The following is a 13,912-nucleotide window of genomic DNA, read 5'->3' as shown; positions in this document are numbered from 1 at the left end:
GGGGGCAGGAGGGGGCAATCACCGCTGGCGAGACCAGCGGTGATTGGAAGTGCTCAGGCGTTCTGATCGATGAACTGAGTCAGTTGCGACTTGGACTGCGCGCCGACCAGCGAAGCGACCTTGGTGCCCGACTTGAACAGCATGACCGTGGGCACGCCACGCACACCCTGCTCAGCGGCAATTTCCGGTGCATCGTCTACGTTGACGCTGACGACTTTCAGATTGTCACCGCGCTCGGCAGCGACTTCATCGACCACAGGTGCCATGACTTTACATGGGCCGCACCAAGGGGCCCAGAATTTGAGCAGGACAGGCTGTTCGGCGTTGAGGACTTCCTGCTCAAAATTGGCGTTGGTGACATCAACATTGTTAGCCATTTGCTTCTCCCGTTTGCGTTGCTCTTGCAGTTACGTTGCCTCAAATGGAGCAACGGTCTATACGCGATTTACCAGCGCTCTTTCACCGCGCCAAGTTGCCAGATGTTAGCGGTCACGGCGGATGCTGGCAAATTCCAGATGCGTTTTACGCTGAAATAGAAAAAATTAATGGATGCTGATAGCGATGATTTTTTATACTATATGGGAATTATAGATCGTTTTTTTATTCACAATTATGCTCGTTGAGCATCATGCTCCGAGCATCGGGCAGGTACGCAGTGGCAGCAGCGCGGGGCGTTTTGGGACGTTTCCCAGCATCGAACATTAGGTGAGGATATGAAGCTACAGCAACTTCGCTATATCTGGGAAGTCAATCGACATAACCTGAATGTGTCAGCAACTGCCCAGAGTCTGTTTACCTCTCAGCCGGGTATTTCCAAGCAGATTCGCCTGCTGGAAGACGAATTGGGTGTAGAGATCTTTGCTCGTAGTGGCAAGCATCTCACGCGTGTCACCCCCGCTGGCCAGTCGATCATCGAGCTGGCCGGGCAAGTGCTCAAGCTTGCCGAAAACATCAAGCAGGTAGCCCAGGAGCACAGCGACGAGCGCCGTGGCAGTTTGGCCATCGCTACTACGCATACCCAGGCCCGCTATGCGCTGCCGCCGATCATTAGCGAGTTCACGCTCAAGTATCCTGACGTGGCGCTACACATGCAGCAGGGTACGCCCAAACAAATTGCCCAGATGGTGAGTGAAGGGCAGGCGGACTTTGCCATTGCCACCGAGTCCTTGGAGCTGTTTACCGACCTGGTGCTGCTGCCTTGCTACCGCTGGAACCGCTGCGTGCTGGTGCCCAAGGAGCACCCGCTCGCTTCGCTGGACGGGCCGCTGACCCTCGAGGCGCTGGCCGAGTATCCGCTGGTGACTTACGTCTTTGGCTTCACCGGGCGTTCGCAGCTGGACGATGCCTTCAAGGCCAAGGGGCTGACCCCTAACGTCGTGCTGACGGCCGCTGATGCCGACGTCATCAAGACCTATGTGCGCCTGGGCATGGGAGTGGGCATCGTGGCTCATATGGCGGTGGACCCTGCCCAGGATGACGATCTGGTGGCGCTGGACGCCAGCCACTTGTTTGCCAGCTCCACCACCAAGATCGGCATTCGTCGTGGCACATTCATGCGCGGCTACATGTATGACTTCCTGGCGCGGTTTGCTCCCCACCTGACTCGCGACCGAGTGGACGAAGCGCTCACGGCGGGGCCTCGCCATGAGCACGCGCTGTTCGAAGGTGTCGAACTCCCCGAATATTGAGCGTGGCCAGTGATTTAGGGTTGATAAACCAACTCACCCACCTACTCACCGCCCCGTTCACCGCTTTATGTTGTGGTGAACAGGGCGGTGAACTCGTCAGGTGGCTATATCAATATCAATGCTGCAGGTGCAGCCCACATTCGCGTTTCTCTTCCACCTTGGTGGGGTCGAAGTAGTCGAAGTTGTTGGGCAGGTCATGGGCCTGCAGGTATTCGTACATGTCCTTGGCGGTCCACTTCAGTAGCGGCGCCACTTTCAGCAGGCCGTCGCTGTTGCGGCTAACGGACTGCATCCTGGCTCGCTCGGGCGTGTCTTCGGCGCGCAGGGCAGTGAACCAGATGTCGGGCCGCATGGTGGCCAGGGCGCGCTCGAACGGCTCGATCTTCACTTCCTGAGTGAACGCCGCATGGCGCGGGTCGTCGATGCCCGGCATGGGGCCGTCCAGGGCCTCCCGGTGGGCGCGGGTGCGCAGGGGTAAAAAGCTCACCAGGTTGAGGTCGAGCCGTCGAATCACGTCATCGGCAAACCGGTAGGTCGCCTCGGTGTTGTAACCGCTGTCCATCCAGACAATGGGGATATCAGGGCGAACCTGCGTCACCATGTGCAGAATCACGGCTTCGAAAGGGCGGAAATTGGTGGTGCAAATCGGGCGCTCGCCCTGACGAAACGCCCACTCGATCAACCCCTGCGGGTCATTGGCGTACTCTTGATGAATGGCTTCGAGAGCTGAGGACATGCTGCCTCCTGTAGAAAAGCGTGGAATGCCCTTAGGCTACCAAAGCCCTGTGTAGTGCCCCAATACCGTTTGGTTTGGGTTTTATATTCCTTTCTGATGTAACAATGCTTCTTTGTTATTCCAAAGCGCTAATCTATTCCAGAGCACCGATTAGGTGACGGATCTTGTCGAGGGTTTCCGTGTACTCCTCGTCTGCCTGAGAGTCGGCAACGAGGCCGCCGCCGCCCCATACATGCAGGCTGCCGTGATCGGCCAGCATGGTGCGAATGGCAATCGAGGTGTCCATGCTGCCACGGGTGTCGATATAGCCCAGGCTTCCGCAATAGACGCTACGCTGGCAGGGTTCCAGCTCATCGATGATCTGCATGGCGCGTATCTTGGGCGCGCCGGTGATCGAGCCGCCGGGGAAGGCCGCCGTGAGCAGCGAAAGCGGTGAGTGTGCGGGCGTCAACTCCCCCTGAACAACGCTGACCAGGTGGTGCACGTTGGGGTAACTTTCCAGTTGGCAAAGCTGCGGCACACGTATCGATCCGGGGGTGCAGACCCGCCCGAGATCGTTACGCAGCAGGTCGACGATCATCACGTTCTCGGCTCGGTCCTTGGTGCTGTTGAGTAGCTCCTCGGCTAGCGCCTGATCTTTTGCGGGCGTTTCGCCGCGGGGCCTGGTGCCCTTGATGGGGCGGGTTTCGACGCGGCCATCACGGCACTGAATGAAGCGCTCGGGCGACAGCGACAGCACTGCCTGGCCCTGCCAGGTCATATACCCCGAGAAAGGCGTCGGTGTGGCGCGTCGCAGCTGCAGATAGGCCTGCCACTCATCCCCTTTGAAGCGGGCAGAGAAGCGCTGTGCAAGATTGATCTGGTAGCAGTCACCGGCGCGGATATAGCGCTGTACGGTCTCGAAGCGCTCGGTATATTCGGCCTGGTTGAGCTGGGCCTTGAACGGCTGCGTCAGCGTGAAAGGCTCGCCTGCTGGCGGGGCTTGTTCCAGCCAGGCCAGCACCTCTCGACGGCGCGCATCGCTGGCCACCAGCCAGGCTTGCTGGGTGGCGTGGTCAAAGGTGATGCACCAGTCATACAGGCCCAGGCGGGCCAGCGGCAATTGGGTGGCGGGCGGGTGCTGGCTGGGCACCGAACAGCCTTGGCGGCCCAGGTCGTAGCTCCAGTAGCCTATCAAGCCGCCCAGAAAGGGCAGGTCGCTGTCGAGAGCGGGCGCGGGCAGCTGTTCCAGCAGCCACTGCTGTTGCGCTGTGCTGTCATCGTCGAGATGAGCTGGCAGCGTCAACGTGGTGGAGCTGAGCTGTGCCTGGCGGTTTGCGAAGATTTCCAGCGTGGCTAGCGGGTCGCTGCTGAGAATGTCGTAACGGCCGCTGGTGGCCACGGGTCGGCCACTGTCCAGCAGCACCGCCCCTGGCCGTTGCCGTAATCGGGCAAAGGTGGCCAGCGGGTCGGAGAAATAGGGCAGAGCGGATATCGTCAACGCCGTTGTCATGAAGCAAACGCCAATCCGGAAAGGGCGGCACATTTTAGGGCGCTGACGTCGAGGACACCAGTCGCGATTATCGACGGGGTTCTCACGCTGACAGTAAGCGTCAGGACAATAACAGAGGGATTGTAGACATTTGGATGAGTGAGGCGGGCAGCACTGCAACGAAAGGTGAATAAAAACGCTTATTTTGCGAGGTTGACGCCAGAAAAGCGGCGGGCTACAGTCTTGTTATTCCTCAATTGTCGACAATTCCCATGACCTTACTTGTTTCCACTCCACCTCAGCCGGGCAGCGACGCCACCGACGTCGTTTCGCCAGAAGTACGCACGCTGGCCGAGCGGGTGTTTCACCAGCTGCAAAGCGCCATTGTCCGAGGGGAACTGGCGCCCGGCAGCAAAATCACCGAGCCCGGGCTTTCGAAAACCTACGGTATTTCCCGGGGGCCGCTGCGTGAGGCCATGCGGCGTCTCGAAGCGCACCGATTGATCGAGCGCGTGCCCCATGTGGGTGCCCGGGTCGTCAAGCTGTCCATGAAAGAGCTGCTGGAGCTTTTCGACGTGCGCGAGGCGCTGGAAAGCATGGCGGCGCGGCTGGCGGCTGAGCACATGTCTGCCGAGGAAATCCAGGGGCTGCGAGACGTTCTGGCGCTGCACGAAAGCCAGGGCGACCTCAAGCGCGGGGAAGCCTATTACCAGCGTGAAGGCGATCTCGATTTTCATTATCGCATCGTTCAGGGCAGTCACAACAAAATGTTGATGAACCTGCTGTGTGATGACCTCTACTACCTGGTGCGCCTCTACCGCACGCAGTTCAGCGCCAGTGGTACCCGCCCTCAGCGGGCGTTCGTGGAGCACCACCGGATTGTCGATGCCATTGAGGCCGGCGATGCCGAGCTGGCCGAGCTATTGATGCGTCGCCATGTCAGCGCGTCACGGGCGAACGTGGCAGACCGCTACGCCGCCATTCTTGAACAACAAACAACAACCGAAGACAGGAGCTGATGTCATGACTGCTTCATCCACTTCTCGCTTGAGCCCCGGTGGGCGCTTTCGTGCCGCGCTGGAAGCCCAGCGCCCGTTGCCCATCCTGGGCACCATCAATGCCTATACGGCCATGATGGCCGAACGCGTGGGGCACCAGGCCATTTACCTCTCCGGCGGCGGCGTGGCCAATGCCTCCTTCGGCCTGCCGGATCTGGGCATGACGACCATGAACGACGTGGTTGAAGACGCGCATCGTATCTGTGCTGCCACGGAGCTTCCGCTGCTGGTGGATATCGATACCGGCTGGGGCGGCGCGTTCAACATTGCGCGCACCGTGAAAGAGATGCAGCGCGCGGGGGTTGCCGCAGTGCATCTGGAAGATCAGGTCGCTCAGAAGCGCTGCGGTCATCGCCCCAACAAGGCGATCGTTTCCCAGCAGGAGATGGTGGACCGCATCAAGGCTGCGGCCGATGCCAGGCTGGATCCGGATTTCTATCTCATTGCACGTACCGATGCCTTCCAGAAAGAGGGGCTCGATGCCGCCATCGAGCGCGCCAACGCCTGTGTGGAGGCGGGAGCCGACGCCATCTTCGCCGAGGCCGTGCATACCCTCGACGACTATCGCGCCTTCTGCCAGCGCGTCAATGCGCCGATTCTGGCCAATATCACCGAGTTTGGCGCCACGCCGCTGTTCAGCCAGCAAGAGCTGGGGGACGTCGGCTGCCGGATGGTGCTCTATCCGCTGTCGGCTTTCCGCGCCATGAACGCGGCGGCCCTGAAGGTTTACCAGAGCATTATGGAGCATGGCCATCAGCGCGAGGTGGTCGACACCATGCAGACCCGCGCTGAGCTGTACGACTTCTTGAATTACCACGATTTCGAACAGAAGCTCGATGCGCTGTTCGCCGAACAAAAAGACGCTTGAGTGCGCAGGCAACACATCTAATAACAGTGACAATACTGAGTACGTCAGGAGACTACCATGGCTGATAAACCGCTAGCAGGTGCAGGATTACGTGGGCAGAGTGCCGGCTCGACGGCGCTGTGTACCGTGGGTAAAACCGGTTCCGGCTTGACCTATCGCGGCTTCGACATCAAGGAGCTGGCTGAGAAAGCCAGGTTCGAAGAAGTAGCGTACCTGCTGCTCAAGGGCAAACTGCCCAATCAGGCGGAGCTCGATCATTACATCACCAAGCTGAAAGGTCTGCGTGGGCTGCCCGAGGCCCTGAAGACGGTGCTCGAGCAGATTCCCAAGGACGCCCATCCCATGGATGTGATGCGTACCGGTGCCTCCATGCTGGGCAATCTGGAAACCGAAGAGAGCTTCGATCAGCAACAGGACGTGGCGGATCGGCTGCTGGCGGTGCTGCCGTCGATCATCTGCTACTGGTACCGCTTCAGCCACGACGGCGTGCGCATCGACACCCAGACCGACGATGACTCGGTGGGCGGTCACTTCCTGCACATGCTGCGTGGTGAGCCCGCTTCCGAGCTGCATGCTCGGGTCATGAACGTCTCGCTGATTCTCTATGCCGAGCACGAATTCAATGCCTCCACGTTCACCGCACGGGTGTGTGCCTCGACGCTGTCGGATATGCACTCCTGTGTCACCGGGGCGATTGGCTCCCTGCGCGGTCCGCTGCACGGTGGCGCCAACGAGGCGGCCATGGCGATGATCGAGCACTGGCGCTCGCCCGAAGAAGCCGAGCGGGAGATGCTCGGCATGCTGGAGCGCAAAGAGAAGATCATGGGCTTTGGTCATGCCATCTACCGTGAGTCCGACCCGCGCAATGCGATCATCAAGGAGTGGTCGAAGAAGCTGGCGGACGACGTCGGCGACACCGTGCTCTACCCGGTATCGGTACGTTGCGAAGAGGTCATGTGGCGGGAGAAGAAACTGTTCTGCAATGCCGATTTCTTCCACGCCAGCGCATACCACTTCATGGATATTCCGACCAAACTGTTCACGCCCATCTTCGTCATGTCGCGGCTGACCGGCTGGGCCGCCCACGTATTCGAGCAGCGTGCCAATAACCGCATTATTCGCCCCAGCGCCGACTACATCGGCCCGGAGAAGAGCGAATGGGTGCCCATTGAAGCCCGTGACTAGGCGTTTGGCTCTGTGACCAAGTGAGAGGCATCATGAACACGAATTATCGCAAACCGCTGCCGAATGTGTCGGTGGCGGGCGCACCAGTGGACTTTTTCGATACACGCCAGGCCGTCGAGGAGATTCAGCCCGGTGCCTATGCCCAGTTGCCCTATACGTCTCGGGTGCTGGCCGAGCAGCTGGTTCGGCGCTGTGATCCGGTGCTGCTGACCGACGCCCTCAAGCAGCTGATCGAGCGCAAGCAGGAGCTGGACTTTCCCTGGTACCCGGCCCGGGTGGTGTGCCACGACATCCTGGGCCAGACCGCGCTGGTCGACCTGGCTGGGCTGCGCGACGCCATCGCGGAGAGGGGCGGTGACCCTGCCAAGGTGAACCCGGTGGTGCCGACGCAGCTGGTCGTCGACCATTCGCTGGCCGTGGAGCACGCCGGTTTCGAGAAGGATGCCTTCGAGAAGAATCGCCAGGTGGAAGATCGGCGTAACGACGACCGCTTTCACTTCATCAACTGGACCAAGCTGGCGTTCGAGAACGTCGACGTAATTCCTCCTGGCAACGGCATTATGCACCAGATTAACCTGGAAAAGATGTCTCCGGTGGTGCAGTGCCGCCCGGATGAGCAGGGGGTGCAGGTGGCCTACCCGGACACCTGCGTGGGCACCGACAGCCACACGCCCATGGTGGACGCGCTGGGCGTGATCTCTGTGGGGGTCGGGGGGCTGGAAGCCGAAAGCGTGATGCTGGGGCGCGCCTCCATGATGCGCTTGCCCGATATCGTGGGTGTCGAGCTGACGGGTAAGCTACAGCCCGGTATCACTGGCACCGACATGGTGCTGGCGATTACCGAGTTCCTGCGCCGCGAGCGCGTGGTCGGCGCCTATCTGGAGTTCTTCGGGGAAGGTGCCGATGCGCTGTCGGTGGGGGATCGGGCAACCATCTCCAACATGACCCCGGAGTACGGTGCCACGGCGGCGATGTTCTATATCGACGACCAGACCATCGACTACCTCAAGCTGACCGGCCGTGACGATGAGCAGGTAGCCCTGGTGAAGGCCTACGCCCAGCATACCGGGCTCTGGGCCGATGACCTGACGCAGGTTGTCTACGAGCGCATCCTGCGCTTTGACCTGTCCAGCGTGACGCGTACCCTGGCGGGGCCTTCCAACCCCCATGCCCACCTGCCCACCACGGAGCTTGCCAAGCGCGGCATTGCCGTCGGGCTGGACAAGGCTCGGGAAGAGGAGGCCGCCGGCAAGATGCCCGATGGAGCGGTGATCATTGCGGCCATCACTAGCTGCACCAATACCTCCAACCCGCGCAACATGGTGGCGGCAGGCCTGATTGCCCGAAACGCCAACCGCCTTGGCCTGACCCGCAAACCGTGGGTCAAGACCTCGCTGGCTCCGGGGTCGAAGACGGTCAAGATGTACCTGGAAGAAGCCGAGCTGATGGGCGAGCTGGAAGCGCTGGGCTTCGGCGTCGTGGCATACGCCTGCACCACCTGCAACGGCATGTCCGGCGCATTGGAGCCGAGTATCCAGGAGGAGATCATTCGTCGCGATCTCTATGCCACGGCGGTGCTGTCGGGTAACCGCAACTTCGATGGGCGTATCCACCCTTACGCCAAACAGGCGTTTCTGGCCTCGCCGCCGTTGGTGGTGGCCTATGCCATTGCGGGCACCATCCGTTTCGATATCGAGCAGGACGTGCTGGGTCACGACGCCCAGGGCAATCCGGTCACTCTCAAGGATATCTGGCCGGAAGACAGCGAAATCGATGCCATCGTCAAGGCGTCGGTGAAGCCGGAGCAGTTCCGTGAAACCTACATTCCCATGTTCGACCTGGACAAGCGTGCCGGACCTCAGGTGAGCCCCCTCTACGAGTGGCGCCCGCAGAGCACCTATATCCGGCGGCCTCCCTATTGGGAGGGCAACATGGCCCGAGAGCGGGGGCTGAAAGGCATGCGCCCGCTGGCCATCCTGCCGGACAACATCACCACGGATCACCTGTCGCCGTCCAATGCCATCCTCATGGACAGCGCCGCTGGCGAGTATCTCCACGCCATGGGTTTGCCGGAGGAGGACTTCAACTCCTACGCCACCCATCGCGGCGACCACCTGACCGCCCAGCGGGCCACCCTGGCCAATCCCAAGCTCTTCAATGAGATGGTGCACGACGAGCAGGGCAAGGTCATGCAAGGCTCGCTGGCGCGTATCGAGCCGGAAGGCACCGTGACCCGCATGTGGGAAGCCATCGAGACCTATATGGCGCGCAAACAGCCGCTGATCATCATCGCGGGTGCCGACTATGGCCAAGGGTCGTCTCGTGACTGGGCGGCCAAGGGTGTGGCTCTGGCCGGGGTCGAAGCGATCGTGGCGGAAGGCTTCGAGCGTATCCACCGCACCAATCTGGTGGGGATGGGCGTGATGCCGCTGCAATTCGAGGAGGGCACGACTCGGAAAACGCTGGCGCTGGATGGCACCGAAATCTACGACGTGGAAGGAACCCCTGCCCCCAGGGCACAACTGACGCTGGTGATCCATCGCCAGCAGGGGGCTGTGGAGCGTGTGCCGGTGGTGTGCCGCCTGGACACCGCCGAGGAGGTCACCATCTACTCCGCCGGTGGTGTGCTGCAACGCTTTGCGCAGGATTTTCTGGAATCCAGCGCCGCTGTCTAGCCGCGTTGTCCCAGCGTAGCATCGGAAGGGAAAGCCCAACGAGTGAACATCGACGGCCTGACGCGTGTCAGGCCGTTGTCAGGAGAGTGACCATGGCGCACGCAGCGCAGATGAGTATTCCCGCCACCTACATGCGAGGTGGCACCAGCAAAGGGGTGTTTTTCACCCTCAGTGACCTGCCTCCCGCAGCGCAGCAGCCGGGTGAGGCGCGAGACAGGCTGCTGTTGCGGGTAATGGGTAGCCCCGACCCCTATGAAAAACAGATCGATGGGATGGGCGGCGCCACGTCCAGCACCAGCAAGGCGGTGATTCTCTCGAAAAGCACTTCCCCGGAGCATGATGTGGATTACCTGTTTGGACAGGTGTCCATCGACAAGCCTTTCGTGGACTGGAGCGGTAACTGCGGCAACTTGTCTGCGGCGGTGGGCCCCTATGCCGTGGCCAATGGGTTGGTCGACCCCGCGCGGGTGCCTGAAAACGGCGTCGTGGAAGTGCGCATCTGGCAGGTCAACATACAGAAAACCATCGTTGCCCAGGTGCCGATCAGCCACGGCGCCGTTCAGGAAACCGGAGACTTCGAGCTGGACGGCGTCACCTTTCCTGCTGCCGAGATTCCGGTGGCGTTTCTGGATCCTGCCGACGGTGAGGGGGCGATCTTCCCCACGGGGCAGCCGGTGGATGAGCTGGAGGTGCCCGGCATCGGAGTGCTCAAGGCGACGCTGATCAATGCGGGTATTCCTACCGTGTTCATCGACGCGCAAGCCCTGGGCTACAGCGGCTGTGAGCTGCAAGAGGCGATCAACGGCGACCCGGATGCACTGGCCCGGTTCGAAAGAATACGCGCCCATGGGGCCGTCAAGATGGGGTTGATTACCCATGTAGACGAGGCCGCCAGCCGTCAGCACACGCCCAAGGTGGCGTTCGTGGCACCACCGGCTGGCTATACGTCTTCCAGTGGGAAGCGGGTCGAGGCCGAATCGATCGCTCTGTTGGTCAGGGCGCTCTCCATGGGCAAGTTGCATCACGCCATGATGGGCACTGCGGCCGTGGCCATTGCCGCAGCAGCGGCCATTCAGGGGACGTTGGTGAACCTGGCCGCAGGCGGCAGCGAACGGGAGTCGGTCACTTTTGGTCATCCTTCCGGCACGCTCAGGGTAGGGGCCAAGGCCAGCCTGGTGGAGGGGCGCTGGCAAATCGATCAGGCGGTCATGAGTCGCAGTGCTCGGGTATTGATGGAAGGGCGAGTGCGCGTGCCTGGTGATGTGCTGTAATCGACGGCAGGCACTGCTTTGACCACCCTGGTGGCCACTTGCCGAATGGTGCCCGTCACGGTTGGGCGTAAGGCTTGCCGTGACGGGCGGGGTGGTCATGATGTTGCTTGTGATGTGACTAATCCTCTACCACGACCTGGTCGCGCATCCGGTCAACGGTGGCCGGGCCGATACCGCTGACCCGTGTCAGGTCGTCAGTGCTCTCGAAAGCGCCGTTGGTTTCACGCTCCTCGATGATGGCGGCCGCCCGGCTGGGGCCAATGCCCGGCAGTTCCGCCAGCAGCTCGGCGTCGGCACTATTGACATTGATGGGGGCGATTGCCTGGGCCAGCGCGGCACTGGACAAACCCAGGCACAGTGACATCACGAGTGCGGCTACAAATCCCTTGAATGTTTTCTGCATGTGAAGTACCTCATCGGTGTTGGTTCGTCGCTCGGCTCGCCAAGAGCCGAGCCTCCTCGATCGCCAGCAGGACCGAATTGCTTGCGTCCTTAGTCAACTTAATCTTTAGGCGCGCCTCGCGCTGTAAGCCATTGCCGATAGTTTTTGTAATCCGTTTGCCATGAGGGGTGTCGGCAATCGCTTACACAGCCCCCCGGCGAGGGCTGGTACACTAGGCAAGCGGCAGACCGTCGCCCATTGAACGGGTTCTTGATAGGCATGAACCTTTCCACTGTTGACATAACGAGCACGGAGTAAGCGCGTGTCCACCGACTCACCTCTCATCATTGCCCTTGATTACCCTTCGCTTGACGCAGCGCTGTGCATGGCCGATCAGCTCGACCCGGCCCGTTGCCGTGTGAAGGTAGGCAAGGAGCTGTTCACACGTAGCGGCCCAGCGGTACTGGAGGCGTTGCATGGCCGGGGCTTCGAAGTGTTTCTGGATCTCAAGTTTCACGACATTCCCAACACCGCTGCCAGCGCGGTGCAGGCGGCGGCAGAGCAGGGGGTGTGGATGGTCAATGTTCATGCCTCCGGTGGGCGCAAGATGATGGAGGCTGCAGCGCAGCGATTGGCAGATCATCGTTTGAGCACGCACTTGATCGCCGTCACCGTACTGACCAGCATGCAGGAAGACGACCTGGCCAGTGTTGGCGTGAACGGTGGGGTCGACGCCCAAGTGGCCCGCCTCGCGGCGTTAACACATGCCAGTGGCCTGGCCGGGGTAGTGTGTTCTGCCCACGAGGCGGCGTCTCTCAAGGCCGAGTATGGCGATGCTTTCCTCAAGGTGACGCCGGGAATTCGTCCCCATTTCGCCGTGGCCAATGACCAGCAGCGCATCATGACGCCTGCAGAGGCCATGCAGGCGGGTAGCACTCATCTGGTCATCGGCAGGCCGGTCACTCAGGCAGAAGACCCAATGGCGGCATTGGTCGCTATCGAAAGCGAGCTGGCGAGCGTCTGAGGCTGGAGGCGAGCGGCTATTCGCCCTGAACGCCCGTGACGGGTTTGATGGTGCCCCAGCGTCTGCAGCTGGGGCACTGCCAGCTCAGGCTGTCGCTGTTGAAGCCGCAGCGGTGGCAGCGGTGACGATGTCGGCCGGACAGCAGCTGGTCCGTGTGATGCTTGAGCAGCAGTAGCCGTGTGTCGGGAGAAGCTTTGCCTGAGAGTTTCTCGCTTTCGAGATAAAGGTCCACCAGATAGTCGAGGCCGCCCAGGCTCGGCGCTTCTCGTAACCAGGTGCCGATCCGCTCGATGGCGCTGTCGACGCCTTCTCGTTGGTGGATGAGGGCTCCCAGGGTAATCATGACGCTGGTGTAGGGGGCTTGCCCCAACAGCCGATACAGATGGTTTTCCAGGCCGTCCAGGTCATCGTTGCGGGTATAGGCGCGCTGCAAGACCGGCAGCATGGTGGGGACGTGGGCGATATCCTGTTGAGGAATTTGGTCGAGCCGCTCGATGGCCTTGGCATAGTGGCCGTTCTCCATGTCCAGCTCGGCCAGCAGAAGCGTGGCTCGGACGCAGCGCTCATCGAGCTGCAGCGCCTTTTTCAGGTGTTTGCGAGCCAATGGGCGACTTGCCTGAGAGATCTCCTGTTCTGCCAGTTCACACAGCCAATGGGCCGCGGGGCGGCGCATGGCTGGCTGCAGCTTGATCAGGGGTTGGGCGGTCTCCAGCGCTGCATGCCAGTCGTGTTCTTTCTCCAGCAGGTCGATCAACAGTCGGCGTGCTTCCAGGCACAGCGGCTCGTTGCTTGAGTACTCGAGAACGCTGCCCAGCAGTCGCTGGGCGCGATCATGCACGCCCAGTGCCATGAAGTCGCGGGCCAGCTCCAGTTGAACGTGTTCGTTGGTTTCTGTCGACAGGGAGGGGCGGGCCAGCAGGTTTTGATGAATGCTGACGGCCTTGTCCGCTTCACCGCGGGCGCGAAACAGCTTGCCCAGGGCGATGTGCGTCTCTACCGTCTCGCTATTGATGTCGAGGGCATGGATGAAGGTATTGATGGCTTCGTCGGGCTGCTCGTTGAGTAGATAGTTCAGCCCAACGAAGTACTCCCGGGATAGATCAGGGGGGCGTGACAAGGGGGCCTGCTGCTGGCGCCTGGTCGCATGCCTGACCCCAAGCGCAAAGCCCAACACAATGGCGGTCAACAGCACGCCCAGCAGCACGGCATCTTGCATTTATGCCAGTTCCTTGAACTCCTGGGTGCGGAGGCGGTCGAGCTCCTTGCGCTGCTGCTTGTTATGGCGCTCGCTACGCACCAGCTTGGCTCTCAGGCGTACGTACACGCCCAGCATGGCGATCATGCCGACCACTACGCCCAGCGTTAGTGTCGCCAGCAGCCAGACCGACAGCGAGACGGCTGGCAGCTCTGTCCAGATCAGGTTCAAGGCAATGGTTTGCTGATTATTGACGGCAAACAGAATGCCGACCAGCAGCACTATCAGTAGAATGACGGCTAGAATTAGCCCTTTGATCCAACGCATGTGTGTTTCCTGGTTAGTGGCGTTCACGGTAG

13 protein-coding genes are annotated in these 13,912 nt (G+C 61.0%); 7 read left to right on the top strand and 6 right to left on the bottom strand.

Going from position 1 to position 13,912, the window contains the following annotated elements:
- Positions 1-53: 53 nt before the first annotated feature.
- The gene (gene trxA / locus KVY02_RS11305; RefSeq protein WP_016914369.1) at positions 54-377 is read right to left on the bottom strand and encodes a thioredoxin; all 324 of its coding nucleotides are present in this window, start codon (positions 375-377) and stop codon (positions 54-56) included.
- 336 nt (positions 378-713) lie between these two features.
- Here trxA and cysB point away from each other — a divergent pair, with 336 nt between their 5' ends.
- Positions 714-1,688, top strand: a complete 975-nt coding sequence (gene cysB / locus KVY02_RS11300; RefSeq protein ID WP_218313556.1) for an HTH-type transcriptional regulator CysB — start codon at positions 714-716, stop codon at positions 1,686-1,688.
- 115 nt (positions 1,689-1,803) lie between these two features.
- Here cysB and KVY02_RS11295 read toward each other — a convergent pair whose 3' ends face one another.
- Complete coding sequence (locus tag KVY02_RS11295) at positions 1,804-2,424, bottom strand: phosphoadenosine phosphosulfate reductase domain-containing protein (protein ID WP_218313555.1); 621 nt, start codon at positions 2,422-2,424, stop codon at positions 1,804-1,806.
- A gap of 133 nt (positions 2,425-2,557) precedes the next feature.
- Positions 2,558-3,916: an aminodeoxychorismate synthase component I gene (pabB, locus tag KVY02_RS11290; RefSeq protein ID WP_218313554.1), complete on the bottom strand. Its 1,359-nt coding sequence runs from the start codon at positions 3,914-3,916 to the stop codon at positions 2,558-2,560.
- 251 nt (positions 3,917-4,167) lie between these two features.
- On the opposite strand from pabB, the gene KVY02_RS11285 reads away from it, so the two are divergent.
- The 5 genes from KVY02_RS11285 to prpF all read left to right on the top strand — a co-directional run bounded on the left by KVY02_RS11285 (position 4,168) and on the right by prpF (position 10,952).
- Positions 4,168-4,914: a GntR family transcriptional regulator gene (locus KVY02_RS11285; protein WP_081195687.1), complete on the top strand. Its 747-nt coding sequence runs from the start codon at positions 4,168-4,170 to the stop codon at positions 4,912-4,914.
- Between the two features lie 4 nt (positions 4,915-4,918).
- Positions 4,919-5,821 (top strand): methylisocitrate lyase, encoded by a 903-nt coding sequence (gene prpB / locus KVY02_RS11280; RefSeq protein ID WP_218313553.1) that lies wholly within the window; start codon positions 4,919-4,921, stop codon positions 5,819-5,821.
- A 57-nt stretch (positions 5,822-5,878) separates the two neighbouring features.
- Entirely contained in the window at positions 5,879-7,006 is a 1,128-nt protein-coding gene (prpC, locus tag KVY02_RS11275) for a bifunctional 2-methylcitrate synthase/citrate synthase (RefSeq protein ID WP_016914363.1), read from the top strand.
- A gap of 32 nt (positions 7,007-7,038) precedes the next feature.
- Complete coding sequence (gene acnD, locus KVY02_RS11270; RefSeq protein ID WP_218313552.1) at positions 7,039-9,681, top strand: Fe/S-dependent 2-methylisocitrate dehydratase AcnD; 2,643 nt, start codon at positions 7,039-7,041, stop codon at positions 9,679-9,681.
- Positions 9,682-9,773: 92 nt separating this feature from the next.
- Entirely contained in the window at positions 9,774-10,952 is a 1,179-nt protein-coding gene (gene prpF, locus KVY02_RS11265) for a 2-methylaconitate cis-trans isomerase PrpF (RefSeq protein WP_218313551.1), read from the top strand.
- A 118-nt stretch (positions 10,953-11,070) separates the two neighbouring features.
- Here the strand turns inward: prpF and KVY02_RS11260 are convergent, their stop codons facing one another.
- Positions 11,071-11,355: a ComEA family DNA-binding protein gene (locus KVY02_RS11260; protein ID WP_218313550.1), complete on the bottom strand. Its 285-nt coding sequence runs from the start codon at positions 11,353-11,355 to the stop codon at positions 11,071-11,073.
- A gap of 301 nt (positions 11,356-11,656) precedes the next feature.
- Here KVY02_RS11260 and pyrF point away from each other — a divergent pair, with 301 nt between their 5' ends.
- Positions 11,657-12,358 (top strand): orotidine-5'-phosphate decarboxylase, encoded by a 702-nt coding sequence (gene pyrF, locus KVY02_RS11255; protein WP_081195692.1) that lies wholly within the window; start codon positions 11,657-11,659, stop codon positions 12,356-12,358.
- A gap of 16 nt (positions 12,359-12,374) precedes the next feature.
- Here the strand turns inward: pyrF and lapB are convergent, their stop codons facing one another.
- Both lapB and KVY02_RS11245 read right to left on the bottom strand, forming a co-directional pair.
- A complete protein-coding gene (gene lapB, locus KVY02_RS11250) occupies positions 12,375-13,574 on the bottom strand; it encodes a lipopolysaccharide assembly protein LapB (protein WP_218313549.1) in 1,200 nt (399 codons plus the stop codon).
- A complete protein-coding gene (locus tag KVY02_RS11245) occupies positions 13,575-13,880 on the bottom strand; it encodes a lipopolysaccharide assembly protein LapA domain-containing protein (RefSeq protein ID WP_016914357.1) in 306 nt (101 codons plus the stop codon).
- Between the last annotated feature and the right edge of the window lie 32 nt (positions 13,881-13,912).

This window comes from Halomonas sp. 18071143, from assembly GCF_019211725.1.
GTDB classification, from domain to species: Bacteria; Pseudomonadota; Gammaproteobacteria; order Pseudomonadales; family Halomonadaceae; genus Vreelandella; species Vreelandella stevensii.
The sequence above is the reverse complement of the archived record's forward strand: the minus strand, read 5'-3'. Positions and strand labels throughout refer to the sequence as shown.